Source organism: Lentzea alba, assembly GCF_047445655.1.
GTDB lineage: Bacteria > Actinomycetota > Actinomycetes > Mycobacteriales > Pseudonocardiaceae > Lentzea > Lentzea alba_A.
In genome coordinates, this window is record NZ_JAJAEG010000008.1 from 165,104 (window position 1) to 191,330 (window position 26,227).

Annotated in this window: 29 protein-coding genes; 11 read left to right on the forward strand and 18 right to left on the reverse strand. The window is 68.0% G+C overall.

What is annotated here, in order from left to right:
• The first annotated feature begins 10 nt into the window (after nt 1–10).
• The 5 genes from LFM09_RS15275 (at nt 11) to LFM09_RS15295 (ending at nt 4,975) form a co-directional block, all read left to right on the forward strand.
• Nucleotides 11–844, forward strand: a complete 834-nt coding sequence (locus tag LFM09_RS15275) for a class I SAM-dependent methyltransferase (RefSeq protein WP_414097089.1) — start codon at nt 11–13, stop codon at nt 842–844.
• A gap of 11 nt (nt 845–855) precedes the next feature.
• Complete coding sequence (locus LFM09_RS15280; RefSeq protein WP_414097090.1) at nt 856–1,776, forward strand: N-acetyltransferase family protein; 921 nt, start codon at nt 856–858, stop codon at nt 1,774–1,776.
• Between the two features lie 78 nt (nt 1,777–1,854).
• The gene (locus tag LFM09_RS15285) at nt 1,855–2,484 is read left to right on the forward strand and encodes an ATP-binding cassette domain-containing protein (protein WP_414097091.1); all 630 of its coding nucleotides are present in this window, start codon (nt 1,855–1,857) and stop codon (nt 2,482–2,484) included.
• The gene (locus LFM09_RS15290; RefSeq protein WP_414097092.1) at nt 2,481–4,403 is read left to right on the forward strand and encodes a YhgE/Pip family protein; all 1,923 of its coding nucleotides are present in this window, start codon (nt 2,481–2,483) and stop codon (nt 4,401–4,403) included. Before LFM09_RS15285 ends, LFM09_RS15290 begins: the two co-directional genes overlap by 4 nt.
• Complete coding sequence (locus LFM09_RS15295) at nt 4,400–4,975, forward strand: TetR/AcrR family transcriptional regulator (RefSeq protein WP_414097093.1); 576 nt, start codon at nt 4,400–4,402, stop codon at nt 4,973–4,975. The genes LFM09_RS15290 and LFM09_RS15295 overlap by 4 nt, the downstream gene beginning before the upstream one ends.
• On the opposite strand, the gene LFM09_RS15300 is transcribed toward LFM09_RS15295, so the two are convergent.
• Genes LFM09_RS15300 through LFM09_RS15310 form a run of 3 tightly spaced genes read right to left on the reverse strand, consistent with a single transcriptional unit; the run spans nt 4,938 to nt 6,670 of the window.
• The gene (locus tag LFM09_RS15300; RefSeq protein ID WP_414097094.1) at nt 4,938–5,501 is read right to left on the reverse strand and encodes a DUF4328 domain-containing protein; all 564 of its coding nucleotides are present in this window, start codon (nt 5,499–5,501) and stop codon (nt 4,938–4,940) included. The genes LFM09_RS15295 and LFM09_RS15300 overlap by 38 nt on opposite strands.
• A complete protein-coding gene (locus LFM09_RS15305; RefSeq protein WP_414097095.1) occupies nt 5,498–6,049 on the reverse strand; it encodes a DUF4328 domain-containing protein in 552 nt (183 codons plus the stop codon). Before LFM09_RS15305 ends, LFM09_RS15300 begins: the two co-directional genes overlap by 4 nt.
• A 24-nt stretch (nt 6,050–6,073) precedes the next feature.
• On the reverse strand, nt 6,074–6,670 hold the full coding sequence (locus LFM09_RS15310; RefSeq protein WP_414097096.1) for a DUF4328 domain-containing protein: 597 nt from the start codon (nt 6,668–6,670) through the stop codon (nt 6,074–6,076).
• Between the two features lie 120 nt (nt 6,671–6,790).
• Here LFM09_RS15310 and LFM09_RS15315 point away from each other — a divergent pair, with 120 nt between their 5' ends.
• On the forward strand, nt 6,791–7,240 hold the full coding sequence (locus LFM09_RS15315) for a hypothetical protein (protein WP_414097097.1): 450 nt from the start codon (nt 6,791–6,793) through the stop codon (nt 7,238–7,240).
• 4 nt (nt 7,241–7,244) lie between these two features.
• On the opposite strand, the gene LFM09_RS15320 is transcribed toward LFM09_RS15315, so the two are convergent.
• The 10 genes from LFM09_RS15320 to LFM09_RS15365 form a co-directional block, all read right to left on the reverse strand.
• Entirely contained in the window at nt 7,245–7,757 is a 513-nt protein-coding gene (locus LFM09_RS15320) for a hypothetical protein (protein WP_414097098.1), read from the reverse strand.
• Nucleotides 7,754–8,326, reverse strand: a complete 573-nt coding sequence (locus LFM09_RS15325; protein ID WP_414097099.1) for an AAA family ATPase — start codon at nt 8,324–8,326, stop codon at nt 7,754–7,756. The genes LFM09_RS15320 and LFM09_RS15325 overlap by 4 nt, the downstream gene beginning before the upstream one ends.
• 179 nt (nt 8,327–8,505) lie before the next feature.
• Nucleotides 8,506–8,709 (reverse strand): cold-shock protein, encoded by a 204-nt coding sequence (locus LFM09_RS15330; RefSeq protein WP_086665400.1) that lies wholly within the window; start codon nt 8,707–8,709, stop codon nt 8,506–8,508.
• Between the two features lie 177 nt (nt 8,710–8,886).
• Complete coding sequence (locus LFM09_RS15335; protein WP_414097100.1) at nt 8,887–9,402, reverse strand: hypothetical protein; 516 nt, start codon at nt 9,400–9,402, stop codon at nt 8,887–8,889.
• 38 nt (nt 9,403–9,440) lie between these two features.
• Nucleotides 9,441–10,487 carry a Gfo/Idh/MocA family protein gene (locus LFM09_RS15340; RefSeq protein ID WP_414097101.1) on the reverse strand — a complete coding sequence of 349 codons (1,047 nt, stop codon included), beginning with the start codon at nt 10,485–10,487 and terminating at the stop codon, nt 9,441–9,443.
• Between the two features lie 5 nt (nt 10,488–10,492).
• Nucleotides 10,493–10,969: a hypothetical protein gene (locus LFM09_RS15345; RefSeq protein WP_414097102.1), complete on the reverse strand. Its 477-nt coding sequence runs from the start codon at nt 10,967–10,969 to the stop codon at nt 10,493–10,495.
• Nucleotides 10,966–11,793, reverse strand: coding sequence for a carbohydrate ABC transporter permease (locus LFM09_RS15350; protein WP_414097103.1), 828 nt, complete (start codon nt 11,791–11,793; stop codon nt 10,966–10,968). Before LFM09_RS15350 ends, LFM09_RS15345 begins: the two co-directional genes overlap by 4 nt.
• Nucleotides 11,790–12,605 carry a carbohydrate ABC transporter permease gene (locus tag LFM09_RS15355; RefSeq protein ID WP_414097104.1) on the reverse strand — a complete coding sequence of 272 codons (816 nt, stop codon included), beginning with the start codon at nt 12,603–12,605 and terminating at the stop codon, nt 11,790–11,792. Before LFM09_RS15355 ends, LFM09_RS15350 begins: the two co-directional genes overlap by 4 nt.
• Nucleotides 12,605–13,873 carry an extracellular solute-binding protein gene (locus LFM09_RS15360; RefSeq protein ID WP_414097105.1) on the reverse strand — a complete coding sequence of 423 codons (1,269 nt, stop codon included), beginning with the start codon at nt 13,871–13,873 and terminating at the stop codon, nt 12,605–12,607. Before LFM09_RS15360 ends, LFM09_RS15355 begins: the two co-directional genes overlap by 1 nt.
• 7 nt (nt 13,874–13,880) lie before the next feature.
• Nucleotides 13,881–15,146, reverse strand: coding sequence for a Gfo/Idh/MocA family protein (locus LFM09_RS15365; protein ID WP_414097106.1), 1,266 nt, complete (start codon nt 15,144–15,146; stop codon nt 13,881–13,883).
• A 116-nt stretch (nt 15,147–15,262) separates the two neighbouring features.
• On the opposite strand from LFM09_RS15365, the gene LFM09_RS15370 reads away from it, so the two are divergent.
• The 3 genes from LFM09_RS15370 (at nt 15,263) to LFM09_RS15380 (ending at nt 17,324) form a co-directional block, all read left to right on the forward strand.
• Nucleotides 15,263–16,168, forward strand: a complete 906-nt coding sequence (locus LFM09_RS15370; protein WP_414097107.1) for a nucleoside hydrolase — start codon at nt 15,263–15,265, stop codon at nt 16,166–16,168.
• A 59-nt stretch (nt 16,169–16,227) separates the two neighbouring features.
• Nucleotides 16,228–16,707, forward strand: a complete 480-nt coding sequence (locus tag LFM09_RS15375; protein WP_414097108.1) for a hypothetical protein — start codon at nt 16,228–16,230, stop codon at nt 16,705–16,707.
• Nucleotides 16,708–16,826: 119 nt separating this feature from the next.
• Nucleotides 16,827–17,324 carry a hypothetical protein gene (locus LFM09_RS15380; protein ID WP_414097109.1) on the forward strand — a complete coding sequence of 166 codons (498 nt, stop codon included), beginning with the start codon at nt 16,827–16,829 and terminating at the stop codon, nt 17,322–17,324.
• 52 nt (nt 17,325–17,376) lie between these two features.
• On the opposite strand, the gene LFM09_RS15385 is transcribed toward LFM09_RS15380, so the two are convergent.
• From LFM09_RS15385 to LFM09_RS15400, 4 genes are all read right to left on the reverse strand, one after another.
• Complete coding sequence (locus LFM09_RS15385; RefSeq protein ID WP_414097110.1) at nt 17,377–18,849, reverse strand: hypothetical protein; 1,473 nt, start codon at nt 18,847–18,849, stop codon at nt 17,377–17,379.
• 752 nt (nt 18,850–19,601) lie between these two features.
• On the reverse strand, nt 19,602–20,570 hold the full coding sequence (locus LFM09_RS15390; protein ID WP_414097111.1) for a DUF222 domain-containing protein: 969 nt from the start codon (nt 20,568–20,570) through the stop codon (nt 19,602–19,604).
• An 18-nt stretch (nt 20,571–20,588) separates the two neighbouring features.
• Complete coding sequence (locus tag LFM09_RS15395) at nt 20,589–20,795, reverse strand: hypothetical protein (protein WP_414097112.1); 207 nt, start codon at nt 20,793–20,795, stop codon at nt 20,589–20,591.
• Nucleotides 20,796–21,373: 578 nt separating this feature from the next.
• Nucleotides 21,374–24,070: a BTAD domain-containing putative transcriptional regulator gene (locus LFM09_RS15400; RefSeq protein WP_414097113.1), complete on the reverse strand. Its 2,697-nt coding sequence runs from the start codon at nt 24,068–24,070 to the stop codon at nt 21,374–21,376.
• A gap of 111 nt (nt 24,071–24,181) precedes the next feature.
• Here LFM09_RS15400 and LFM09_RS15405 point away from each other — a divergent pair, with 111 nt between their 5' ends.
• Both LFM09_RS15405 and LFM09_RS15410 read left to right on the forward strand, forming a co-directional pair.
• The gene (locus tag LFM09_RS15405; protein WP_414097114.1) at nt 24,182–25,081 is read left to right on the forward strand and encodes an FAD-binding oxidoreductase; all 900 of its coding nucleotides are present in this window, start codon (nt 24,182–24,184) and stop codon (nt 25,079–25,081) included.
• A complete protein-coding gene (locus tag LFM09_RS15410; protein ID WP_414097115.1) occupies nt 25,078–25,776 on the forward strand; it encodes a hypothetical protein in 699 nt (232 codons plus the stop codon). Before LFM09_RS15405 ends, LFM09_RS15410 begins: the two co-directional genes overlap by 4 nt.
• On the opposite strand, the gene LFM09_RS15415 is transcribed toward LFM09_RS15410, so the two are convergent.
• The gene (locus LFM09_RS15415) at nt 25,757–26,221 is read right to left on the reverse strand and encodes a hypothetical protein (RefSeq protein ID WP_414097116.1); all 465 of its coding nucleotides are present in this window, start codon (nt 26,219–26,221) and stop codon (nt 25,757–25,759) included. The genes LFM09_RS15410 and LFM09_RS15415 overlap by 20 nt on opposite strands.
• Between the last annotated feature and the right edge of the window lie 6 nt (nt 26,222–26,227).

Below are 26,227 nucleotides of genomic sequence, written 5' to 3' on the forward strand. Positions count from 1 at the left end.
AAGGAGCAGTGTGTCCAACCAGCACGCGAGCGCTGAACAAGCGCTCGGCACGGCCGGCATCGTCAAGCGCGGGGCGGACGCCTCCGAGTCACGCGTGGCGAACCGCATCTGGTGGGACGCGGACGCCGATGCCTACCACGACACGCACGGCGATTTCCTGGGCGCGGCGGACTTCGTCTGGTGCCCCGAGGGGCTCCGCGAGGAGGAAACCCGCTTCCTCGGCGAAGTAGCAGGTCAGAACGTCCTGGAGGTCGGCTGCGGTAGTGCCCCGTGCGCCCGCTGGCTCAAGGCGAACAAGGCGAACGTCACCGCCCTGGACATCTCCGAGGGCATGCTCCGCCACGCGCGTGAGAACAACGCCAAGACCGGTATCGAGATCCCGCTCGTGCAGGCCAGCGCCGACCAGCTCCCCTTCAGGACCGGCTCGTTCGACGCCGCCTGCTCGGCGTTCGGCGCGGTGCCGTTCGTGGCCGACGTCCAGGAGGTCTTCAGCGAGGTCGCCCGCGTCCTCAGGCCCGGCTCGCCCTGGGTCTTCGCGGTCAACCACCCGATGCGCTGGATCTTCCCCGACGACCCCGGCCCGCTCGGCCTCACCGTCACCCAGTCGTACTTCGACCGCACCCCCTATGTAGAGGTGGACGGCGAGGGCCGCGCCACCTACGTCGAGCACCACCGCACGCTCGGCGACTACATCCGCGCACTCACGAACACCGGCTTCGTGCTCGAAGACCTCGTCGAGCCCGAGTGGCCGAAGGGGCACACGCGCATCTGGGGCCAGTGGAGCCCGCTGCGCGGCAAGCTCTTCCCCGGCACCGCGATCTTCCGGACCCGCCTGACGTCGTAATCTTCACTGTCATGACCTCGGCGCGCGGACTAGTGGCGGCCCAGTCAGCACGTTTCGCGGCACTGGACCCGTTACTCCCGCCCGCCGCCGAGCCACCGACGGACGGTCACGTCATCACCGCGGCGCTGGCGGACGGCGCGCGCGTGGCCGGGGTCATCAGCCACCAGCAGTTCGACCGGCAATCCATCACACGCCTGTGGTCGGCGGCAGAAGTGTGGGAACTGCTTCCGCTCGTGGGCCAGACGCAGGGCATGGACGCGCTGCTCACACGTTGGCGCAAACACCTCGACACACAGGAGATAGGCGAGGACACGGCGTGCGTCGTGCACTGGCCGAGCCGCGACACGAAGGCCGCACGGGCGTTCCTCGACCATGGCCTCGTGCCGCTCTCGGTGCTCGCGGTCAGACTGCGGACTCCCCAGCCACCCGTCCCCCGCACGCTCACGATCCGCCGAGCCACCCCGCACGACCTCGAAACCGTGCTGGAGCTGTCGCTCGCCGAGCTGGAGTACTCGTCGTTCGTCGGCTCCACGGTCGTGCGCCCCGAAGCGCCGGCTCTCAAACGACGCGCGCTCACCGAACGCCTCGCCAACGCCAGCCCCATCTGGCTGGCGGAACGCGACGGCATCGCGGTGGGCCTCGCCGAGTGCGCGATCGTGTCGTCCGAACCGGGCACGAACGCGTCGATGAGGCTGCCGCGCGGCCGCTGGGGTTATGTGAACTGCGTCTCCGTGCTGCCGGGAGCCCGTGGCACCGGCATCGGCCAGCAGCTCGTCGCCCACGCCCACCAGGAGCTTCACCGGATGGGCACGGTCGGCACGTACCTCTACTACAACCCGCCGAACCCGCTGAGCAGCGTGTTCTGGCCGCGCCACGGCTACCGGCCGCTGTGGACCGTGTGGGAAGTACGCCCCGCCTCCGCCCTTAGGTGACCTATGTCCGAGTTGCCACCGGCCGACGTCTGCGGGAGAATTTGTACTGACCGGTCAGTTTAAACGGAAGGTAAAGCCGTGGAGATCCACGCCCAACGCGCAGGCGTCAACGGGGCACATGGTCCTCTGCTCCGGCCGACTTCGCTGGTCGTGAAGCCGGGCGAGCTGACGCTGGTCGCGGGCGAGCCAGGCGCCGGGCACACCGCGCTGGGCCTGCTGCTCTCCGGCCGGATCAAGCCCTCCACCGGCACCGTGTCACCGGACGCGAAGACGTTGCGCAAGAAGGTCGTGCTGGTCGACGCCCCCGAGGTGAACGAGCCGGAGGACTCCCTTTCCCTGGCCGCCGTCGTCGGCGAGGAGCTCGCTATGAACGGCATGCCCTCCGGCAAGAAGGCAGTGCACGACTGGTTGGTCGAACACGCCGCCGACGAGCACGCCACGAAGCGTTTCGAGCACGTGCCGGCGCAGACCCGTTGCGCAGTGATGCTCGAACTGGCCTCCGCACGCCCCGGCGTGACGTCGCTCGTCCTCGACTGCCCGGACCGCTACCACCCCAACCCGCGCGAGTGGTTCGCCTTGGCGCACGACTACGTGACCCCCGAACGGTCCGTCATCGCCCTGTGCTCGAACTCCTCCGCTCACATCCTCGACCTCCCGCACGCGCGCCTTGGTGAGGACAACGACACCAAGATGGAGATCACCGCATGAGCGCCCTTCGCATGGCCTTCAACGAACTTCGCCGGGTCACCTCCGGCACGCTGCCCAAGCTCGCCGTGCTGGCGCTGGCGCTCGTGCCGCTGCTCTACGCGTCGCTCTACCTGTACGCCAACAAGGACCCGTACGCGAACCTCAACCAGGTCCCCGCCGCGCTGGTCGTGAAGGACAAGGGAGCCAAGGACCTCAACGCCGGCAAGGAGGTCGCGGACGAGCTGGTGAACGGCAAGAAGTTCAACTGGAACCTCGTCGACGACTCCGAGGCCGAGGAGGGTGTGCGCAAGGGCAAGTACATCTTCGCGCTGACCTTGCCGGAGGACTTCTCCGAGGCGCTCACGTCGCCGGAGTCCCAGAAGCCGCGCCAGGGCGTGCTGACTCTCACGACCAACGACGCGAACAACTACCTCGGCAGCACGATCGCGAACCAGGTCGTCGCCGAGGTGCGCCGGGTGGTGACGGCGAAGGTCTCCTCCGAGGCCGCGGACAAGCTGCTGCTCGGCTTCTCCACGATCCGCCAGAAGACGACCGAGGCGGCCGACGGCGCGACGAAGCTCGCGGACGGCGCCGGTCAGCTGCGCAGCGGTGTGAACGAGCTCGACGCCGGCCAGCGCAAGCTGCTCGACGGTGTGACGAAGGCCGCGACGGCCTCCGCCGAACTCCGCGACGGCACGCACCAGATCCGCGCGGGCACGGACCAGCTCCCCGACAAGACCCGTCAGCTCGCGAACGGCGCCCGGCAGGTCGCGGACGGCAACGAGCAGGCGGCGCGCCAGGTCGAGGAGTACGCGGTGAAGGCCCAGGCGCTCGTGGGCGTGCTCGACCAGGCGAACGGTGACGTGGCCAACCGTTTGCGCGCACTGGGCTTCACTCCCGACCAGGTCCAGCGCGTGCTGGACACGCTCGGCGCGGTCCGCAAGCCGGTGGACGACGCGAACGCCAAGGTCCAGGGTGGTGCGAGCGACCTGCGCCGGCTCGCGAACGGCGCGGACCAGGTGGCCGACGGCGCCGAGGATCTCGCGGGCAAGATGCCCGGGCTGGCGGCCGGCGTGGTGAAGGTCGACGACGGCCTCACCCAGCTCGCGGACGGCACCGCGCAGCTCCGCGACGGCGAGCAGAAGGCCGTGGAGGGCACGACGAAGCTCAAGGACGGCTCTGCACAGCTCGCGGACGGCTCCGCCCAGCTGCGGAACGGTCTGACCGGTGGCGTGAACGGGATCCCGAACCCGGACGACCCGACGCGGGCCGCGATGGCGCAGGCGATCGGCGACCCGGTCGCGGTGCAGGGCCTGTCCCAGACCAAGGCCGCCACCTATGGCGCCGGCCTGGCCCCGTTCTTCCTGGGCCTCGCGACGTGGATCGGCGCGTTCGTGCTGTTCCTGCTGCTGCGGCCGCTGTCACGCCGTGCGCTGGCCGCTGGTCAGTCAGCTTTGCGCGTCGCGTTGGGCGGCTGGCTGCCGGGTGCGTTGCTCGGCATCGTGCAGGTGCTGGTGATGTTCTCGGTGGTGCGGTTCGTGGTGGACATCGAGCCGTCGAACCCCCTCGGCACGTTCGGGTTCCTCGCACTGATGTCACTGACGTTCGTCGCGATCCTGCACGCCCTGAACGCCGCGTTCGGCGCAGTCGGCAAGTTCCTCGGCCTGATCCTGCTGATCCTGCAGCTGGTCAGCGCGGGCGGCACGTTCCCGTGGCAGACGATCCCCGTGCCGCTGTATCCGCTGCACTACGGCCTGCCGATGGGCTACGCGGTCGACGGCCTGCGTCATCTGATGTACGGCGGTGACCTCGGCAGCGTGGGCAAGGACGCTTTGATCCTTCTCGCCTGGCTGGTCGGGGCCCTAGCCTTGACTTCCGTGGCGGCCTACAAGCAGCGGGTGTGGACAGCGTCCAAGCTGAAGCCGGAGCTCGTGCTGTGAGCGCGCGAACCACCGCGACGAAGCAGAAGCTCTTCGACGCGGCGTTGAAGCTGGTCGGTGAGCGGGGCGCGGCCTCGGTGACGGTCGACGAGATCGCCGCGGAGGCAGGCGTCGCCAAGGGCACGATCTACTACAACTTCGCCTCGAAGGACGCCCTGGTCGAGGCCCTGCTGCGGCACGGCGTCGAGATCCTCGCGGGCAGGTTGCGCTCCGCCGAGGAGTCCGAGGACTCGCTGGAGGCGCTGGTCGACGAGATGCTCGGCTTCTGGGCCGAGTACCCGGCGTTCGGCCAACTGCTGGTCTCCGAGCTGTGGCGCACGCCGGGCCAGTGGCACGGCACTCTCTCGTTACTGCGCGACGACATCGTGTCGATCGTGCGCGGTCACATGAAGCGCTTGTCCGACGCGGGCCGCCTCCCCGAAGGGGTCGAGGTCGGCACCGCGTCGGCGGCGTTGTTCGGCACCCTGCTCGTGATCGCGCTGGACTGGCAGGTCTTCCAGCCGGAACGGTCGCGAGCTCAGGTGCGCGAGTCGGTCATGCTGCTGGTGCGGGGCATGCGTTCGGCGCGCTGAGCTGCATCTCGTCGATCTGCCGGATGACCTGGACGACGAGCACGCCCGCCAGGGCCAGCGCCACCACCGAGACCGAGTACAGCGCGGTGGCGGTCTCCGGATCGTCCACGGCCTCGGTCAGCACACCTGCCAGGAGCGACACGGTGTAGCTGACCCACCACGCCCTGACCAGCACGCTCTTGCGCCGGTCGGTCACCGGGACCAGGCGCTGCGACCGATCCGAGGCACGCCAGATGTCCTGCACGAGGACGCCGGGGATCCACACGTTCACGATCGGGACGAACCACGCGGCGATCGTCCACGGCTTGGACCACCGGTGCTGCCGCGTCGACACGATGGTGTCCGCGACGCCCCGCGCCCGGAACATCCAGACGATGAACGTGATGCCGGCGGCGAGGTAGCACAGGCTTGAGAGCGTCGTGACGACGCCGTAGAGACCCGCGTAGATGATCAGCCACCGCAGCAGGGCCTCGGCGACGGAGATGACCGACGTCAGTCCGATGAGGACGATCAGCGCCCTGCTCATGCCTGCATCCCGTTGACCTGATTGATCATCCGCCCGGCGAGCACGGCCGCGGCGACCAGGCCGAGCGCGGAGATCGTGTACAACAGCGGGCCGTCCTGCACGGCACTGCGGCCGGCGATCACGCCGAGCACGTTCGAACCGATGTAGGTGATCCACCAGGCGGTGACGAGGCCGCTCTTGGCCCGCTGCTGCAACCCGACCATGGGCTGCGTCCGGTCCGAGCCGCGCCAGATGTCCTGCATCACCACGAACGGGATGACCAGGTTCCCGAACGGGATGAACCACCCCAGGGGCACCCACACGTTCGTGTAGCGGTGCTGGTGCCTGGACGTGATGTCGTCGGAGTTGAGCCGTGCCCTCACCATCCACACGATGAACAGCACACCGGCCACGACCTGCACGAACAAGGCCATCCAGTTGGCCGCCCTGCTCGACGCCTCGCCCACGGAGACCCACAGCAGGACGGCCGTGACGACATGAAGTCCCGCCGCGAACGCGATCGCCCCCGTCGCCGCCGTGCCGATGCCCTGCACCGGTCTCACAACCACGTCATTCATGAAAATCCCCCAGAACTAAGCGACGACCTGACGGTCATCGATCTGCATGTCGTTGATCTGCCGGATGATCCGCGCGGCGAGCACCCCGGCCACGACGGACAGCGCCGCGGAGATCGTCGCGAACACCGCGAGCTCGACCGCGTCCTTCTGAGGCAGGGTCACCGACACGTTCGACAACAGGAAGCAGAGCCACCACACGAGGATCACGCCGCTGATCTCGCGTTGCGGCAACCCGAGCGCGGCCTGCGAGCGGTCCGACCCGCGCCAGACGTCCTGCACCACCGCGTAGGGGATGTAGAAGTTCGCGAACGGGACGAACCAACCGGCGTACACCCACGCCTTGGTGAAGCGGTGCTGGTCAGCCCCCATCATGGCGACGGAGATCTGCCGCGCGCGGTCCAGCCACACCATGAAGGCGCCCCCCGCGCCCAAGAACGCCACCATCCAGATGAGGTTGAGCGAGTCCCACACCGCGGCACCGAGCGGCGTGAGCACGTCGGCGTCGTGCACCGTCCAGACGAGGGCGGCGAGCAGGATCTTGGCCAACGCCACGACGCCGATCAGGATCGTCGCGGCCAAGCCCACCCCGCGCACAGGTCGAAGAGCGCTCACGGCGAAACCCCCAGAAATGAGCACGTCCCCCGACGTCGGCGCGAAGAGTAACCGACAACTGACCGATCGGGCGATGTGTTTGGTCGTGCGGGGCAAAATGACTGCCGGTACCAACGAAGGATGTCGAAACCGCTACGCATATTCGTCACGCTTCTCGCCTGCGCCGCACTCACGACATCACCGGCGCTCGCCGCCGAACCCGTGACCGCCACCGCCGACTTCCAGGAAGCCCTGTTCAACCCCGTCGACGGCACCCTCGACTTCGAGGAGACCGCCGACGGCATCAAGGTGACCGGCACGTTCCAGAAGGGCTTCGCCTCCGACAAGCCCGCGGACTATCAACTGCTGGTGCTCGACAACTCGACAGTGATCCTGGACTTCAGCAAGGACTTCCAGGAAGTCGCGGAGATCGAGGCGGCGGGGGTCGCCGAATTCGAGTTCACCACGAAGACCAAGCAGAAGATCGCCGACATTCGCAACGAGGACGTGGTCGTCCGCCAGCTCGTGGACGTGGCCGCAGGCATCAAGGTCCAGGCGGAGATCGGCAGGACGAAGATCATCAAGGGCTGACAGCTCAGCGGGCGTCCTCGTGGTGCAGCGAGGGCGCCCGCCCTTCCAACGCCCGTTCCACCGCGTCCAGCACGGCCCGGGTCGTGCGCTGCGCGGCGTCGTGCGCGAAGTGGCCCAGCAGCACCTGCTGCGTCGGATGAGCCAGCACGGGGTCCGGCACCGGCGCGTGCGTGTGCACCTCCACCACCGGCGCGTCTTCAGCCAGAAGGTGGCGCACGGCCCGCATCACACCCACGCGATAGCTCTCGTGCACCCACGCGACCAGCAGGTTCACCGGCCGGCCCTGCAGCTCGTACTCGACCTCGGACGCCAGCTCCTCGGGCTTGGCCCAGTCGGCCTTGACCCACGTCGGCCGGTGTCCTCGGGAGATCGACGCCCGCGCCGCCCGGCCCGGCCCGTCGTCGGCCATCAGCGGCTGCGTCCTCGACGGCAACACCACCTGCCACCCGCGCGCCACCAGCCGTTGCGCGCATCCGGCCAACATGCCGGTCCCACCGAGCACCAGAGCCGTTCTCACCGAGCACGCTCCTCCCCGACCGAGGCCAGCGGCCCGGCCAGCCACCGCTCCACCTGCCCCTGCCCGCGCAGCCGCACGACCACGATCTCGTCGACCAGGGCGAGCACCCTGGTCCGGCTGCGCCGGTAGGTCTTCCAGCCCCACCGCAAGATGTGCTCGGAGTCCGTGAACGCCGACCACAACGACGGTTCCCGGTTACCGTTCCACAACTCCACCCCACCCGCGCGACGTCTGATCGTGCGACTGACGAGCCGGACCATCACGGTCGCGAACGGGTGATCGAGCCACACCACGGTGTCCGCACGGGTGAGCAACGCCTTGCGCACCTCGTTGTACTGGAACTCGGTGACCCAGTGCTCCTGGTCGGCGAACTCCGCCACCTCGTCGCGGAACTCCGGACGCGGTGTCCACTGTGGACCCCAGTAGAGGCTGTCCAGCTCCACCCGCCGCAGGTCGCACTGCGAGGCGATGCGCAGGCACAGGGTCGACTTGCCGGATCCGGCGTTACCGGCGACCAGGACGCGCCGAGGGACGTGCGGCAGCGGATCTGCGGGTCCGAGCAACGGCATCGGCCCAGGCTAGCGGCGCGACTCGGAACGTTGGCGGTGAACTCACGCTCGGCAGGGCGCCTCGCGGCACCGCGATGCACCCGTCTGACCGCGAGTTCGCACGGCAACGTTCCGAGTCACACCGCTAAAGAAGCAGGGCCCCCGGAACACGTCCGGAGGCCCTGCTTTCACACGTCAGCTCAGAGAGCGGTGACGTTCGTCGCCTGCGGGCCCTTCTGGCCCTGCGTGACGTCGAACGAGACCTTCTGGTTCTCCTCGAGGCTGCGGTAGCCGCCACCGTTGAGGGCCGAGTAGTGGACGAAGACGTCAGCGCCGCCGTCCTCGGGGGCGATGAAGCCGAAGCCCTTTTCGGCGTTGAACCACTTGACGGTGCCGTTAGCCATTTACTGCTCCTTCAATGCTGCGGACCGCACTTTGCGGGCCGCCCTGTGGTTGGTCGTGAGCCGACCTGCCCCTACGCGAAGAAGGAGAAGCGCTCGCAACTGAAGTTCGGCGAGCGTGAAATGACACGAACACAAAACCGCAACCAACGCCATAGTGTAGCGCATCCGGACGAACGTCTAGCGCCGCTTCCGCTGAGGCACCGCGAACCGCTGCTGCATCGTCGAGATCCGGAAGATCAGGAAGCACGCGAGACCGGCCGCCACGACCGCGCAGAGCGTCGACAGCGTGGAAAACACCACGTAGGCGGGGGTGTCGAGCAGCAGCGACTCGAAGATGTCGCACATCACCATCGCGAGGAACGCGTACTGCCAGGGCTTGATCAACGGGCTGGCGACGCGCTGGTCGAACGGCACGTCGCGCTGCGCGGGGTCGCTGGCCTTCCACACCTGCGGCATCATCCGCACGCCGTGCAGGGCGATCGCCTCGGCGTTGTGCGTGGCGGCGCGGAACCACAGGACGAACGCCACGGCCGCCGGCACGAGCAGCACGATGGCGAGGAAGCTCCACGAGGACGACCCGTCCTGCCAGTCGTTGACCGTGCCCCAGACGGACTCGGCGGCGACCAGCGCGATGAGGCCCTGGCTGACGTAACCGGTCAGCCGGACGTCCTTCAAGTCGATGTAGGTGTCCACACGAAACTCCCCGAGCACTGACGGACCCGGCGGGGAGACTACCGCCCGAAACCGCAGCCCAGCTCGTCGAAGGTCGCGATCTTCTCCGCGGCGCGCACGACGACCTCGTCGATGCCGTCCAGCACCACCCGGTCGCCCACGCGGCGGGCGGGCAGCAGCGGCACATCCGCCTTCCCGCACTGCTCGACGACCGACGTGAACGCCCGCGCCGCGGCCAGCGGGGCGACCAACGGCTCGCCGGTCTGGCGGTGCCGGATCAGGTTCTCCAGCAGATCCACCGGAGGCGAGCCCGCCATCCGGTGATCGTTGACGGTCAGCCTGTCGTCGTCGTACCACCACACGGCCTGACCCAGCGAGCCGTGCACGAGCACCACCGGTGGCAACGATGCCGACGCGCAGAGCGTCGTGGCGACCGTGACCGGAGGCGCGCCATCAGCCGTGACGCGCACACAGGCGGTGTCGTCAGCAGTGATCGTGTCGCGGCATCGGAACAGTTCCAGCTCGACCGAGATGTCCGCGCGTTCTTCCACGTCGGCCAGCAACAGAGCGTTCTGCAGGGCGTGCGCGAACGGGTTGACCAACGTCCCGTCCTCGCCCTGCCGCCCGGCCCACGTGGCACGTTCGTAGTAGGAGTCCGCGCGCACCCAACGGCCCGCGGCGCCGATACCGGAGATGTCGCCCAACGCGCCGGAGCCGATCAACGAGCAGAGCCGCCGGTACGACCCTGTCCCCTGCGACTGGAACCCGACCTGGCACACCAGCCCGCGCTCCAGGGCCGCGGCGGAGATCTCCTCGAAGTCGGTGACCGACAACACGGCCGGCTTCTCCACCAGCACGTCGCACCCCAGCGCGAAGGCGCTCAGCACCAGATCCCGGTGGGTCGACGGCGGCGAGGAGATCACCACGATCTCCGGGTGGAGCTCGGCGGCCAGCGACGGCAGGTCGGGGTAGGACGGCACCGGAACGTCGACGTCCGCCACGTCGACCACGCCGACGAACGTCGCTGTGCCGTCGTGGCCGAGCCGGAGCAGGTTCTCCACGTGCCGCGCCCCGTGCCCGCGCGCTCCAACCAGCGCAACACGCATCGTTCTCACCCTTCTCGGGTGGACTCCGCAGCCAGCGCCAGGGGTCCGCCGATCACCAGCGCCAGCGGAGGCAGGGCCCACACCAGCACACCGGCGACCACCAACGCGGCCATCAGCATCGGCCGAGGTGCCCTCAATTTCAATGCGCCGCGCCAACCAAGACACGCTTGTGACAGCAACCAGGCCCCGACGGCCACCGAAGCGGACAGAACGGCGGCCCGGACGGGCAGCGGCGCCGGCAGCACGGTGAGCACCACCACGACGTCCACCACCAGCACCGCCCACGCCACCGCGAACACCACGCCCGGCACCCACTGAACACGCAGCAGCGACCAGAACCGGCCCACGGGGACCCCTGAGCGCAGGACCTCGCACCCCGCCCCGAACGCCGAGTACGCGGTGACCAACGGCAGCGAGGCCACGAACACGAACAACCCCACCAACAGGGTGTCGGCGAGCGTCTCCAACCGTTCGCGCGTCATCCCTTCAACCCCGTCGTGGCCACGCCGGCGACCAGGAACCGCTGGAACGCCAGGAAGAACAGCCCGATCGGCACCAGCGACAACACCGACATCGCGAACATCGGCCCGTACGAGGACGACGACGTCTGGTCGATGTACAGCCGCAGCCCCATCGGGATCGTGTAGTTCTCGGTCGACGACAGGTAGATCAGCTGCGAGAAGAAGTCGTTCCACGTCCAGATGAACGTGAAGATCGCCGTCGTCACCATCGCGGGCCTCGACAGCGGCAGCACCACGTAGCGGTAGTTGCGGATCGGCCCGCAGCCGTCGATCTTCGCGGCCTCGTCCAGCTCGTACGGAATCCCGCGCATGAACTGGACCATCAGGAACACGAAGAACGCGTCGGTCGCCAGCAGCTTCGGCAGGATCAGCGGCACGAAGGTGTCGATCATCCCCAGCTGCTGGAACACCACGTACTGCGGGATCAGCGTGACGTGCGCCGGCAGCATGATCGTGATCAGCGCGAACGCGAACAGCGGACCTGACAGCCGGAACCGCAGACGCGCGAACGCGTACGCCGCCAGCGAGCACGACACGACGTTGCCGACGACAGCGCCCGAAGCGACGATCGTGGAGTTGCCGAGGAACGTCCAGAACGACTCGCCGCCCGCCCCCTCCAGCGCACCCGCGTAGCCGTCCGCCGTGATCCGGCCGGGAAAGAGCGACCGCAGGTTCGAGACGAGGTCCTCGACCGGGGTCAGCGACGCCGAGATCAGCCAGACGATCGGGTACAGCACCAGGGCCAGCGCGGCGAGGCAGAGCAGGAAGATCGCGGCCCGCTTCATCGTTGGTCTCCGTAGAACACCCAGTACCGCGAGGTCCGGAACAGCACCGCGGTGATCAGCGCGATCGCGATCAGCAACACCCACGCCATCGCCGACGCGTACCCCATGCGGAACTCCGTGAAGCCGCGTTCGTACAGGTAGAGCGTGTAGAACAACGTCGAGTCCGCGGGTCCGCCGCGCCCACCGCTCACCACGAACGCCTGCGTGAACGCCTGGAACGCGTGGATCGTCTCCAGCACCAGGTTGAAGAACAGCACCGGCGACAGCATCGGCAGCGTGATCGACCACAGCTTGCGCCACCAGCCCGCGCCGTCCACCGCGGCCGCGTCGAACAGGTCGCGCGGGATCTGCTGCAACCCGGCCAGGAAGATCACCATCGGTGCGCCGAACTGCCACGCCGACAGCAGCACGATGGTGACCAGCGCGTAGTCCGGCGTGTCGACCCAGGTGTCGAAGATCGCCCGCCACGCCAACGCCAGCCCGACCGACGCGCCCAGCAGCGAGGGCGCGTAGAAGGCCGAGCGGAAGAACGCCTGGCCCTTGCCGCGCAACGAGTTCAGCAGCAACGCGACGGCAAGGGCGAGCAGGAGTTTCAACGGCACCGACCACGTCACGTACTTCAGCGTGACGCCGACCGAGTCCAGGTACCGCGGGTCGTCGCTGAAGAGCTTGGCGTAGTTGTCGAACCCGACCCACTTCGGTTCGTTGAACAGGTCGTAGTCGGTGAACGACAGGTACAGCGACACGACCATCGGCGCGACGGTGAGACCGATGGCGCCGAGCAACCACGGTCCGAGGAACAGGTACGGCACTACTTCAGCGCGTCTTCCGCGTCACGCCAGAACTCGTCCAGCGCCTGGTCGATGGTCTTCTTGCCGAACACGACTTCCTCGTGCTTGCGCTGCATCAGCTTGTAGATCGTGCCGTCGCCCTTCGGCGGTGCGGGCGGCGCGTCACCGAGCTTGGCGTCGACCGACTTCTGGTACTCGAAGATCACCTTGTTGGCACCGCTGAGGTTCTGCGCCACGGCGTCGCGGATCTTCAGGTTCGCCGGCAGGCCGCGGTTGGCGCCGAGGATCTTGCCCGCGTCCGGGTCGTTCAGCAGGAAGTCGATCAGTTTGACCGCCGCGTCCTTGTTCTTGGTGCGGGCGGAGGCGCTGATCAGCTGCGACGGCTTGCGGTACGAACCCAGCGTCTCCTTGCTGTCGCTGGGGTACGGGCCGAGCTTGAGCTCGTCGGGCCGCACCGTGTTGTAGCCACCGTAGAGGCTGTCGTAGCTGTGCTCGGACGCGCTGAGCTTCTTGCCCATGGGGGTCTGCTCCGCACCGGCGTTCAGCGTGGTCACCAGTTCCGCCGGGGTGGTGGCGTTGCTGTCGCGGAAGTCCTTGGACAGTTGCCAGAACGCCTTCAGGTCGTCCTTCGAGTAGCCGAGCTTGCCGTCGTCGTCGTAGAGAGCCTTGCCGCGCTGCCGCAGCCAGGTCTCGAAGACGTCCTCGGTGCCGCCGAAGTCCGTGGAGCCCGCGATCTTGCCGCCGGTGCTCGCCTGGATCTTGCCGGCGACCTCCTTGTAGTCGGCCCAGGTCCAGCCGATCTCCGGCGTCTTGACGCCGGCCGCCTGGAACAGCTTCGGGTCGTAGACGATCGTGGTCGAGTTCTGCGCCAACGGCATGGCGACCTGCTTGCCCTTGAGCTTGCCGCTGCCGATGAAGCCCTGGTCCCAGTCCGTCGTGCGGATCTCCTTGCCCACGTACGGGCTCAGGTCCAGCAGCACGTTGCGGCCCGCGTACTCGTTGAGGTAGCGGTAGTCCATCTGGATCACGTCCGGCGCGTTGCCGCCGGCGATCTCGGTGGAGAGCTTCTCGAAGTAGTTCTGGAAGTTCTGGAACGACGTCGAGACCTTGATGTTCGAGTTGCGGCTCTCGAAGAGCTTCACCGCCTCGTTGGTCACCTTGGCGCGATCGTCGTTGCCCCACCAGATGAACCGGATCTCGGCCTGTCCGCTGCTCGCCGATCCGCCACCGCATCCCGACGCGACGAGCGCGGCGCCGAGCATCAAGCCCACAACCTTGTGCGCTTTCACATCTCTCCTATCGAAGGTCGATGACGTCGACGACGCGGACCGGTTCCCCGGTCTCGAAGCTGCGGTTGGCGGCGAAACCAGTCAGCAGCGAGAGCGTTCCGTCGTAGTGCGTTGCCTTGCGTCCCAACGGGTCTTCTTGCCCGGCCGGTCCGTACAGCGCGTCGACCATGCGTTGGTCGGCGCCGCCGTGACCGTCCCGGTCGTACTCCAGCGGGATCTCTTCCCGTTCCTCGAACAACCGTTGCACGGAGAGCTTCGCCCACCCGTCCTCGGGGTTGGCGTTCACGCCGTGCACGGTCGGGTTCTGGCTCGACACCCAGGAGTTCTCGACGACTTCGAGTTCGAGACGTCCCTTGCTGCCGTTGACCATCAGCCGGTAGCCCTCCCACGGCGAGTACGCCGTGAGGTGGTAGGTCAGGTTCGCGCCACTGGCGTAGCGCACGAGCACCGACATGTCGTCCTCAATGGACACACCGGACCCGAACGGGTTCTGGTCGCGGCGGTAACCGTCCTCGTGCTGCGCGTCGACGTAGAGCTTCTTGAGCCAGTCGTTCTGCTCCAGCTTGAGCGCGAACCGCTCGTCATCGGTGTAGCCGTGCCGTTTGCCGTTCTCGTCGCCGTAGAAGAACAACCGGCCGTGCGCGTAGACGGTCTCCGGCGTCGAACCGACCCACCAGTTGAGCAGGTCGAAGTGGTGCGTGGCCTTGTGCACCATGAGACCACCGGAGTTGGCCTTGTCGCGGTGCCAGCGGCGGAAGTAGTCGGCGCCGTGGCGGGTGTCGAGCAGCCACTCGAAGTGCACCGACCCGATCTCGCCGACCGCGCCGTCCGCCAGCAGCTCGCGGACCTTCTCGTGGATCGGGTTGTAGCGGTAGTTGAACGTGACGGTGACGTTGCCGTCGTTGCGGTGCACGGCGTCGAGGATCTTGCCCGCCGACGGCACATCGGTCGTCATCGGCTTCTCCGTCACGACATCGCGACCGGAGTCCAGTGCCTCCACGACGTACATGTCGTGAAATCGGTCGACAGTGGTCACAACGACCACGTCGACCTGCTGCTCGTCGAGCATCTTGAGGTAGTCGGCGGCGTCGTACGTGGGGACCGGCCCGACCCCCAGATCGGCGAGCCGGTCGTTGTGCACGTTCATCCGGGTGCGGTTCACGTCGGCGAACGCGACGAGCTGACAGGTGTCCGCGTGCTCGACCGCGATGGCGTGGATGTGCCGCTCCGCCCGCGATCCCGTGCCGACCACGGCATAGCGCCTGCGGGTCATCGCAAACCTCCCCGGTAAACGGTTTCCACACGCTAGCCGCACATGCCCTGACCTCGTCAAGGCTTGGCGAAAAGGTTTTCAGCTGTTTCATGGACGTGAACGGCGAAGATGGGTCCATGCCGACCCCTGTGGTGCTCGACTGCGACCCCGGCCACGACGACGCGATCGCGATCCTGCTCGCGGCGGGCGCACCCGAGCTCGACCTGCGCGCGATCACCACGGTCGCCGCGAACCAGACTCTCGACAAGGTCACTCTGAACGCTCAGCGGATCTGTTCGGCGGCCGGAATTTCGGTGCCGATCGCGCGCGGGTGTTCACGGCCGTTGGTCCGTCCGCTGTACGTGGCCGAGGACATCCACGGCGAGTCCGGATTGGACGGTCCGTCGTTCGGTGCGATTTCCGTTGGCGTTGTTGAAGATCACGCTGTCGACATCATGCACGCCGGTGAGCCGGTGACGTTGATCGCGACCGGGGCGTTGACGAACGTGGCTCTGTACCTGCAGCGTTACGGGACTTCCGGGGTGCGCGAGATCGTGTTGATGGGCGGGTCGACCGAACGCGGCAACACCACGCCGTACGCGGAGTTCAACATCTACGTGGATCCCGAGGCCGCCGCTGTCGTGTTCGCGAGCGGCGTGCCGGTCACGATGATCGGGTTGAACGTGACGCACCAGGCGTTGGTGACACCCTCGGTGGTCGCGCGGTTCGAGGCGTTGGGGCCGTTGGGACGGTTGTGCGGGGAGCTGATGACGTTCTTCGCGGCGACCTACCGGGACGTGTTCGGGTTCGCCGCGCCGCCGTTGCACGACCCGGTGGCGGTGGCGCGGGTGATCGACCCGTCCCTGGTGACGTGCGTCGAGGCGTTCGTGGGGATCGAGACCACGGGGACGCTGACGCGTGGCGCGACCGTGGTCGACCTGCACGGACGGATGGGTTTCGAGCCGAACGCGCAGGTGGCCGTCGGGCTCGACGTGGATCGGTTCTTCGACCGGGTGATCGATGCAGTGGCCCGGCTCACGTAACACCGCCGACCGGGTGGCGATGTTAGCCCCGAGAGACCAATCCACCTGGGGGAAGAACCATGACCGACCCTGTTCAGCCTCAGCCTGCCCAGACGCAGCCGCAGCCCGAGTTCGTGCCGCAGCCGACGTTCGAGGCGCACACGCCCGAGTTCGTGCCGCAGCCCGAGGCCGCCGTCGCGCCGGCTCCGGTGGCGCCGAAGCCGAAGAAGACCGGTGTCGTGGTGCTGGCGGTGCTCGTCGTGCTGCTGCTCGGTGCGGCCGGCACGTTCGGCGCGCTCTACGTGCAGGAGCGCAACCGCGCCGCCGACCTGTCCAAGCAGGTCGAGGAGAAGCAGAAGTCGCTGACGGCGCAGACCATCCTGGCCCAGGAGAACCTCGAATCGCAGCGCAAGCACATGGCTGCGGCGGAAGAAGCTCGCAAGGAGCTGGAGTCGGCCAAGGTCTGCCGTGACGCCGCCCGCGAGGTGACCGCCGCCGGTCTCTCCCAGGACCAGCAGAAGATCCTCACCGCGGTCCTCAGCATGATGTCGAAGTGCTGATCTGACGCACCGGAACCAAGGCCGCGGCTCAACAGAGTCGCGGCTTTCGGCGTTCAACGGGTAACGGCTTTGACTGCGCGGCGATGATAGGCGCAGGGGCGACTTCCTTGGGGGGAACCATGACCAACCCTGTGTTCGATCCGCAGCAGCAGCCTGCGGACAACCCGGTGCAGCAGCAGTTCGAGGTGCACACGCCGGAGTTCGTGCTGCCCGTCCAGCAGCAGATGCCGCCACCGGTCGCGCCGCTCGCACCGAAGCCGAAGCGGACCGGCGTGGTGATCCTCGCGGTGTTCACCGTGCTGATGTTCGGCGCGGCGGGTGCGTTCGGCGCGCTCTTCTTCCTGGAGAAGAAGCACTCCACCGAGCTGTCCACGGAGATCGACGGCAAGAACCGGGAGATCACCGACCTCGGCAAGCAGGCCAAGGACAGCAAGGACGACGCCACCAAGGCTCTGAACGCGCAGAAGACCGCCGAAGCCGCGCAGAAGCGGGCCGAGGAGTCGGCGGTGAGCTCGCAGAAGTGCAATGACGCGGCACGTGCGCTGCGGGCGGCGGCCATCGCGAACGACGAGGCCAAGGGCGAGGCTGCGGGGCGCGAGATCTTCACGCACTGCTGAGCAGACGAAAAAGGGCCGCGACTCGAGGTCGCGGCCCTTTTCGCTGTTCAGGTCAGCCGATGGCGCGGTCGCTCAGCAGCGCCCACTGGCTCCAGCCCGCCTTCTCCTTGTAGAAGCGGCGGATCAGCTTGCCGTCGTCCGTGCGGGCGAAGACCTCGATGGTCTTGGTCTGCGCGTGGTACATCGCGGTCGGCGCCTCGGACACCTTGGTGGTGCCGAGCTTGGCCCACGCGGTGAAGCCGTTGGCCGTGGCACGCGTGTGCTCGACGATGCCGCCCTCACCGAGCTGCACGACGTCGATGGACCCGGTCGTCGTGTTGAACACCGCCGACGGCGCGCCGGTGCCCTTGCCGCCCAGCGACTTCCAGACGCCGGCCGCGTACTGCTCGACAGAGCCGGTGGCGCTGCGCACGAAGACCTGGTCGACCGCGACGCTCGGGTCGCTGACGATCTTCGTCACGCCCTGGTCCTGCCACTTCTCGCCGTCCCACTTGACGAGCTTGTCGTCCGCGGACCGCGCGTACACGTCCTTGTCGGCGACGGCCGGGTCACCCTGGATCTTGCGGTCGCCGACCGGCGCCCACTTGTCCGTGAACCGGAGCAGGTCGCCCTGGACGCCGCGAGCGAGAACCTCGACGGCCTTGCTCTTGTCGTTCCAGAACAGCACCGGGTTGCCCTCGACGATCGAGTCGCCGACCGCGAGCCACTTGCCGTCGGCCCGGTGGTAGATCCTGCCGTCCGTGCCGCGCGCGTACACCTCGACGATCTTCGTCTCGGGGTTCATCAACGCGACCGGGTCGCTGGCGAAGAGCTCGGGCCCGAGCTGCTGCCAGCCGGCCCACCGGCTCGTCTTGTGGAAGTTCGTGATGATCGTGCCGTCCGCGGCGCGCTGGTAGATCTCCAGCTGCTGCTGCGCGGTGTTGGAGATCTGCGGGCCCGCGTTGACGACCGGCTTGTCCGTCACCGGGGTGTCGCTGGTCGTGTCCTTGCTGCCGCCGGCCTCGACGAGGTTGTTGTAGCGCAGCGGCACATAACGCTTGGCCGTGGCGGCGCTCCACACCCGCTGCACGGGCCGGGAGCCGTCCGGACCGGCCTGCTCGCGCACGATCGGCCGCGTCTTGGCCGCGTCCGCCCAGCCGATGAACAGCGCGACGTGGTTCTCGCGGTCGTTGAGCGCGTCGCCGGGACGGAGGTCCGCCCAGTCGATGCGGTGCGCGACCTGCTCGAGGATGTGGGTCGTGTAGGAGATGCGCAGGCCCCAGGCCATCGAGACGTAGCCGGAGCAGTCCGTGCGGTACGCGCCGTACTTGTTGCCGAAGCAGTCAGCCTGGCTGTAGGGCACCCGCGCGCTGATCCACGTGCGCGAGCGCGCCAGGATCTCGCTCCGGGTGATCTTCTGGTTCGCCGCGTACGTCCCGCAGCTGACCCCGCCCTCGGCAGCCGCGACCGCGACGTCAGGCATGGCCAGCGTCGAGCCGAACGTGATGGCCGCCGCGGCGACCGCCAACATCCCCCACGATCTCATGCGGGTCACCGTAGCAAGGCGATGTGAAGTTTTGGTCCAGTCGAAGGTCCCATGTTCCACCTCACCGCCTGGTCGGGTGACGATCTTGAACGGTGGGTGGCGGGGTGTTTGCTCAGCGGTTATGTGCCTGGATTGGTCTGGCCGTCGGGGCGGGTCCCGGTGCGGCGGAAGGTGTGTGCCGTGCCGGCTGTCGGCCTTCACCGGCCAGGTCCCGTTCCAGCGGAGGGGTCGCTTGCCATGCGGGCGATCACCTTGCCCAGGTGGTTGCTCAGGCAGGTTTACGGGCCGGGTCATTTCATCGCCGCTTCGCGACGATTGCGATTGGGGCTTGACTTCGGGGCCCTTACTGAGGCGCTGGTCGGCCTTAAAAAGCCGGGCATGTAAAGCGCCCGGCCGATCCGAACACGGTAGCGCCTCGAACCCGAAGTCAAGCCCCAATCGCCGTCGTGCGTGGTTGCGTTGACACGTCACGTCACCATTGCCGGTACCCAGTCGGGCATTAGGCCTTTACGGGCTCGCTTCGCTTCGCGATTTCCGGTTCCCGTGCGTGGTATTGGACCTTACGGGCTCGCTTCGCATCGCCATTGGGGGTGTGCCTCGCCTTCGGCATTGGCTGCGCGCGGGATTGGGGGTGGCGGCGGGCCGGTCTGCGCCCTTTCCCCGCACGCCCGATGGGCAGCGCAGGCCTTTACCCAGCGCGGTCCCTTATCCGGCGTGGCCGTTCGACGGCGCGGCGACTATCGGCCTGTCCGTTAGAAGGCGTTGATGAGGTTGCGTCTGGGTCTGCGGTCCGGATCTAGCCACTTCGGTGGAGTGAAGACCGGGATGCCGTTGGCCATTCTTACTGTCCAGCCGCTGTGGTGGATCAGCCGGTGGTGGTGGCAGAGCAGCACGCCGTTGTCGACGGAGGTGGCGCCGCCGTCGGCCCAATGCTGGATGTGGTGGGCGTCGCAGTGTTTCGGGTGTCTGTCGCAGCCGGGGAAGGCGCAGCCTCGGTCTCGTGTGACCAGGAGTCGGCGGATTCCGGCGGTGAAGGTGCGGGCCTTGCGGCCGACGTCCAGCGGCTGCGACTGCGTGCCCAAGACCAGCGGGATGATCCCAGCGCTGCAGGCCAGCTGCCGGACCTGCTCGGCCGGGACGCGGTCGCGGGTGTCCAGCATCGCCGCGCCGACTTGCTCTACCAGGTCCTCGTAGCGCATCGTCAGAGTCAGCGTCACCGGCTCGCCACCATGCGAGGGCAGCTGGTCGGCGCGCAGCATCAAGTCGACCAGCTCGGCGAACGCGTCACCCTGACGTTCCCTGCGGATACGCGGGTCTGGGCCTTCTGGCGTGGTCGGGCGCGGCTTGGCCAAGGGGTCGATCAGCGCCTCGAACTTCGCGCCGGTGATCTTGTCCAACGTTCCCGAGACCTTCAACCGGTCGCCCCGCCACTCCAGCGTGAGGTCATTGACCTGTGGCGCGGGCTGGGCGTCACGCGGCTCGGGATCGTCCTGATAGAGCCGGTAGGCCAGCTCCCTGCCGAACGACCGCACCGAACTCGGCTCATGCTCACGGGCGAAATCCACCACCGCGGCCTCGGCTTCGGCGGGCAGCTTCTTCATGACCTCGGCGACCACTTTGACGTGCTCGACCGACAACGCGCCCTCCGCCGCCGCGGACGCGGTAGCGGGGAGTTCCGGCGCGAGTTCGGCGCCGGTGGGTGTGATCTCAGCGCTCAGCAACGCCGCGTTCTCAACCCATTACTTGGCGACAGTCCGATCCCACCGCACGGCATGCTTCAACACATACGGCAAATCCTTATAACCAAGCTCGGCCGCGGCGCCTCGCCGATCCAATTCGGCGATCATCCGCATCAACTCGTGCTCGCCACTACGAATCTCCATCGCTTTACCGACGATGTGGCGGAGCACATCGTCGGTGGAGAGAAGCGGGAGGCCTTCGATCACGTGTTCTAATCTACCGCAAGATCACGATTAGATTACGCGTAAAGCGACACACGATCGGATGAATCGACCGATCTCGCCCGCTAGTGGCGAAGGCGAAGCCGAGCCCGTAAAGGCCTAATGCCCGACTGGGTACCGGTAATGGTGACGTGCGGTGTCAGCGCAAGCACGCACGACGGCGATTGGGGCTTGACTTTGGGTTCGAGGCGCTACCCTGTTCGGATCGGCCGGGCGCTTTACATGCCCGGCTTTTACAGGCCGACCAGCGCCTCGTAAGGGCCCCGAAGTCAAGCCCCAATCGCAATCGTCGCGCAGCGGCGATGACGCAACCAAAGCCCGTCTAAGGACCNGCGCTTTACATGCCCGGCTTTTACAGGCCGACCAGCGCCTCGTAAGGGCCCCGAAGTCAAGCCCCAATCGCAATCGTCGCGCAGCGGCGATAACGCAACCAAAGCCCGTCCAAGGACCTGAGCAACCACCCACGCAAGGCGACCTCTCCGCTGAAACGCAACCACCCGCCGCAAATCGACTCGAACGCCAAGAAGGCGGGCATTGGTCCAGCAGACGTACAGAGCCCGGAGTCAGTCGTCGAGGACCGGCAGCCGGTCAACCGTGAAGGGCCATCCGAACCCGCGGGCAGCGAACTCCGCCCTCGCGGCCGTCGCGATCTCGTTCGCGCGGGCGGCGTCACCTTCCTCCTCGGCCAGCTGGGCGGCCACGGGTTGGGCAGCCAGCCAGGTGAGGTCCTGTTCGTCGCTGTACGACAACGCGAGGGCGAGCTCCGCGGCGGCTCCGGCCAGGTCCTCACGGCACAGCAGGGCGTAGGCGAGGTCCACCCGCAGCAGCCCGGTGTCCGCCCCGGCCTCGGCGTCGTCCAGGACGGTGCGGAGGCGGTCGACGGCCTCGTCGAAGTCCCAAGCCAACAGGCACACGCGGGCTCCGATCATGCCCACGTGGGTCAGGCCGATGGCGTCGCCCAGGCGTTCGGAGAGTGCCTCGGCCTCCTCCGCGCGATCCACAGCGGTCATGACGTCACCGGCGCTGAGGAGCGTCATGCTCTCGTTGACCAGGCCGCGGGCCAGGCCGTGTTCGTCACCCGAAGACCGGTCGATGGCGTTGGCCGCGACGTGGTTCTCCAGGGACGCGTCCAGGTCGCCCGCGTACATCTGCGCGATCGCGAGCACGCAGCGCAGGGCGGAGACGTAGGTGACGTGGTCGATGCGCTTCGCCACGGCGTAGCCGCGTTCGGCCCAGGAGATGGCGGCGGCCGGGCGGCCGCGCTGGATGTCGGTGATGGCGCGGTAGTAGAGGACGCGGATGGTCAGGAGGTCGTCGCCCTCGGCCAACGGAGCGGCGCGGTCCAGCAGCGAGGAGGCCAGGGTCAGGCGGCCGATCTGGGTGCAGAAGAAGCCGTAGTTGCACAGGGCCGGGGCGCGGACCTCGTCGGGAACGTCGGCGTCGATCAGGGCCTCGTACACGCGGGCGGCCTGCACGACCAGGCCTCGCACCATCCACGCGTCGTACATGTCGACGGCCAGGCGCAGGCCGTCGCCGGCGCGAGGTGTGCCGACCGCGGTCTCCATGGCCGACAGGAGGTTCGCCCACTCCTCGTAGAACGAAGCCATCACCACCGAGGTGTCCGCGCGGATGTCGCGGGCGGTCACGAACGCCGAGCACCAGGCCAGGTGCCGGGCCCGCACGGTCTCGGACTCGGTGGCCAGCTTGTCGAGGGCGTAGTGGCGGACGGTTTCGAGCATCCGGAAGCGCGGGCCCTCGGACACGGCGATCAGGTTGCGGTCGGCCAGCTCGGTCAGCGCCGAGGCGACGTCCGAGACCTCCACGCCGTCGAACGCCAGGACCTCCTCGGCTGCTTCGAGGGTCCAGCCGCCGAGGAACACGCCCGCACGGCGCAGCACGGCCTGTTGGACGTCGTCGAGCAGTTCGTGGCTCCAGTCGAGAGCAGCGCGCAGGCTGCTGTGGCGTTGGCGGCTTCCCCGCAGGCCGCCCACGAGCAGACGCAGGCGGTCGTCCAGACGGCGTGCCAACTGCGGAACGGACAACGTGCGCGTGAGACCGGCCGCCAGCTCAACGCCCAACGGCAGGTGGTCGACCGCCGCGCAGATGGCGTCGACATCGGCAGAAGGTTCGGCACCGCTGCGATCGCAGAAGAGCAGAGTGGCGGCCGCAGGAGGCAGCGCACCGACGTGCCGGACCTCCTCGCCCTCGGCCAGCAGAGGCCGTTGCGAGGTGGCGAGAACGGACAGCTTTCCCGTGGCGGACAACAGGTCCGTCACCACGGCAGAAGCGGCCGACAGCAGGTGTTCTGCGTTGTCGACGACGAGCACCGCGCCTTCCAGCTCGGTCAGGTAGTCGTCGCCGGCCACGGCGATCAACGCGGGCAGGATCTCGTCCTCGGCGCGGACAGCCGTCAAGTCCAGCCACACGACCGGACGTTCGACAACGCGCGCGACTTCCAAAGCGAGCCGTGTCTTGCCACTACCCGCCACACCGGTCAGCGTCACCAACCGCGTCACCGACAGACGTTCCGCGATGGCGGCCCGATCGGCGTCCCGACCCAGGAAGGTCGTGCCGGCAGCGGGCAACGAACGCCGAGGAGCGCCACCCGGAGCCTCCTGCCGCAGGATCTGCAGCTCCACCGACGCGGTCTCCGGTGCCGGATCCACCCCGAGCTCATCGGACAGCCGAGAACGCAGACGCGACAACACGGTCAACGCGTCCGCCTGACGCCCACCGCGATACAGCGCGAGCGCGAGCATGCAGCTCAACCGCTCGTGCAACGGATGCGCGCCAACGAGCTCCTCCAGCTCCGCCCGCAGCTCGATGCCCGCGCCGGCCTCCTGTTCAACGGCCAGACGGGCAACACGGAGGTCCACGCGCAGAGCGTCAAGGCGCTCCCCCTCGGCGAAACCGAACGGCACCGCGCGCAAGTCGGCCAACGAGTCGCCGCGCCACAACGCCAAAGCAGCCGCGATCGCCTCTCGTGACCCAACGGACAAGGCCTGCTCGGCAGCGACCACATCGGACGGAGAAGCGTCCAGCACGTAGCCCGCCGAAGTGCGTGACAAGGCCGAAGCAGCGTCACCCAGGTTCGCCCGCAGCCGGGAGGCCAGCACGCGCAAACGTTCGCGCGGACGAGCCAGGTCGACGTCGCCCCACAGGTCGCGGGCGAGGCGCTCGTCGGAGACCGCGACGCCGCGCGCCAGGGCCAGCCGGGCCACCAGCGCGCGTTCGAGCGGCCGGTCCAGCGTGATCGTCACCTCGGAAACCCGCACGTCAACAGGCCCAAGAAGGTGGACCGAGAGGGTTGGCACAAGGTCAGCATCTCACGTGAGACGTCCGTGAAACTCCCGGTCGCCACGCTCTGTTCCATGGACATCACGACGTTGGGCACGGTGCATGTGGCGACGCCGAACGACATCGCGGCGACCATGCGGTTCGCGGCACGGCAACAGCTGAGGGTCACCACGAGCCGCCGGCCACTGCAGAACGACGTCGTCCTCGACCTGACCGCGCTGAAGGGGGTCACGGTCAACGCCGGGGAGCGGACCGTCGAGGTGCAGGCGGGCACGACGTGGGCGGAGCTGGACGCGGCGACGCAGGCGCACGGCCTGGTCACTCCGGGGCCGCGGCTGTCGCGCTGCTCGGTGGTGAGCGCGGTGCTGGGGAGGGCGCCGGGCTGGCTGACGCCGTTGTACGGCACGACCAGGGACAACCTGGTTCGCGCCGAGTGCATCACGGCCGATGGTCGGCTCATCACCACCGAGGAACCGGAAGGCGTGATCACGAGCGTCACGCTGAAGCTGCACCCGTTGGCCCACAAGGTCTACGGCGGCGTGCTGCTGTACCGGCTGGCCGATGCGCCCACCGCACTGGGGGTGCTCGGCGAACTCGCGTCGAGGGGGCGCGAGTTCGCCGGGCTGGCCGCCTACGTGACGGCGCCGCCGGAACGGTTCGTGCCCGGCGACCTGGTCGGGCGGCGGGTGCTCGCGGTCGTCCCCACGTTCGTCGGCGACCCCGTGATCGGGGCGTCTTGTGCCAGGCCGTTGCGGGTCAAGGCAAGGCCTTTGGTCGATCAGGCCCGGCCACTGGCCTATGTGGAACAGCAGTCGTTGTTCGACGACCACGTGCCGCACCATCTGCGCTGCGAAACCGCCGAGGTCCCCGAGCTGACGCCGGACCTGCTGCGCCACTTCGAAGACACGAGCACCGCACTGAGGGTCCTGGTCCCGCACCACGAGGGATGGACCGTCCACGAGGGAGAACAGTGAAGACCACGATCATCGCCGCACTCGTTGCGCTGCTCGCGGGGTGCGCGGCGGCCCAACCGGCACCGAAGACCACCGCCCCGACGGCCGCACCGACGCAGACGCAGGCGAACGCCACCGACCAGGGCGACGTGCAGGACGGCCAGTCCCGCAGCGGCGAGATCGTGAGCGCGGACGAGCAGGACACCTACGACATCGACCTCGGCGACGCCACGGAGTTCGAACTGGTCGAGGTCCAGGGCGAGGTCGACTTCAAGATCGCCACCCAGGAGGAGACCAGCTCGAAGGGCAACGGCCTGCCCGGCCCGAACCAGTTCGGCGTCTCCGCGCCCGGCAAGCACAAGCTCGTCGTCTCCGGACACGAAGGCGTGCCGGGCAAGTACAGCTTCCGCCTGGTCACGATCAAGAAGCGGCAGCTGGAGTCCGAGCCGGGCGAGATCAAGGGCAGTCTCGACGTGCCCGGCCGCGTGAACGTCCACGTGATCGAGGCCGCGAACGTGGTGATCGAGGACGGCAAGCCGTGCGAGGACATCCAGCTCGGCTTCTCGACCGACCCCGCGGACGAGGCGAAGACCTACACGCCGCACTACGTCTGCTGGAACCCGAAGCACGAGAGCGAGAACGGCAAGACGCAGATCCTGATCTGGTCGGAGAGCGGCAGGACCGGCGACTACTCGTTCACGGTTCGAGAACGCTGAGGTAGCGGCGCGGCAGGTACAGCTCGGCCGCGCTGTCGTACGGATAAGCGATGTGCCGCAGGCGGGTGCGCTGGCCGCCCGCCTGCTCGTACGCCCAGTACCTGCCGTCTTCCTCCGCCCACGCCGCGAAGATCACGACGTGTCTGGTCTGGCTGGTGCCGTCCGTGCGGATGATCACGTCGCCCGCCCGGAGGTCGTCGGCCACGATCAACGAGCTCACATCGGCCAGGCCCTCGGTGTCGAGGCCTCCGTGCCGGTCCTCCGGCTTGCCGGGTAACCCCCACGCCATCGACACGAAGCCCGAGCAGTCCGCGCGGTAGATGCCGTGCTCGTTCTGGTGGAACTTCGTCTGGCTGTACGGGACCGCGTCACGCAGCCAGGAACAGGCGCGCTCCACGATCTCGGAGCGGCTGATCTGGCGGCCGGCGGCACGTGCGGTGGTCACGCGGCC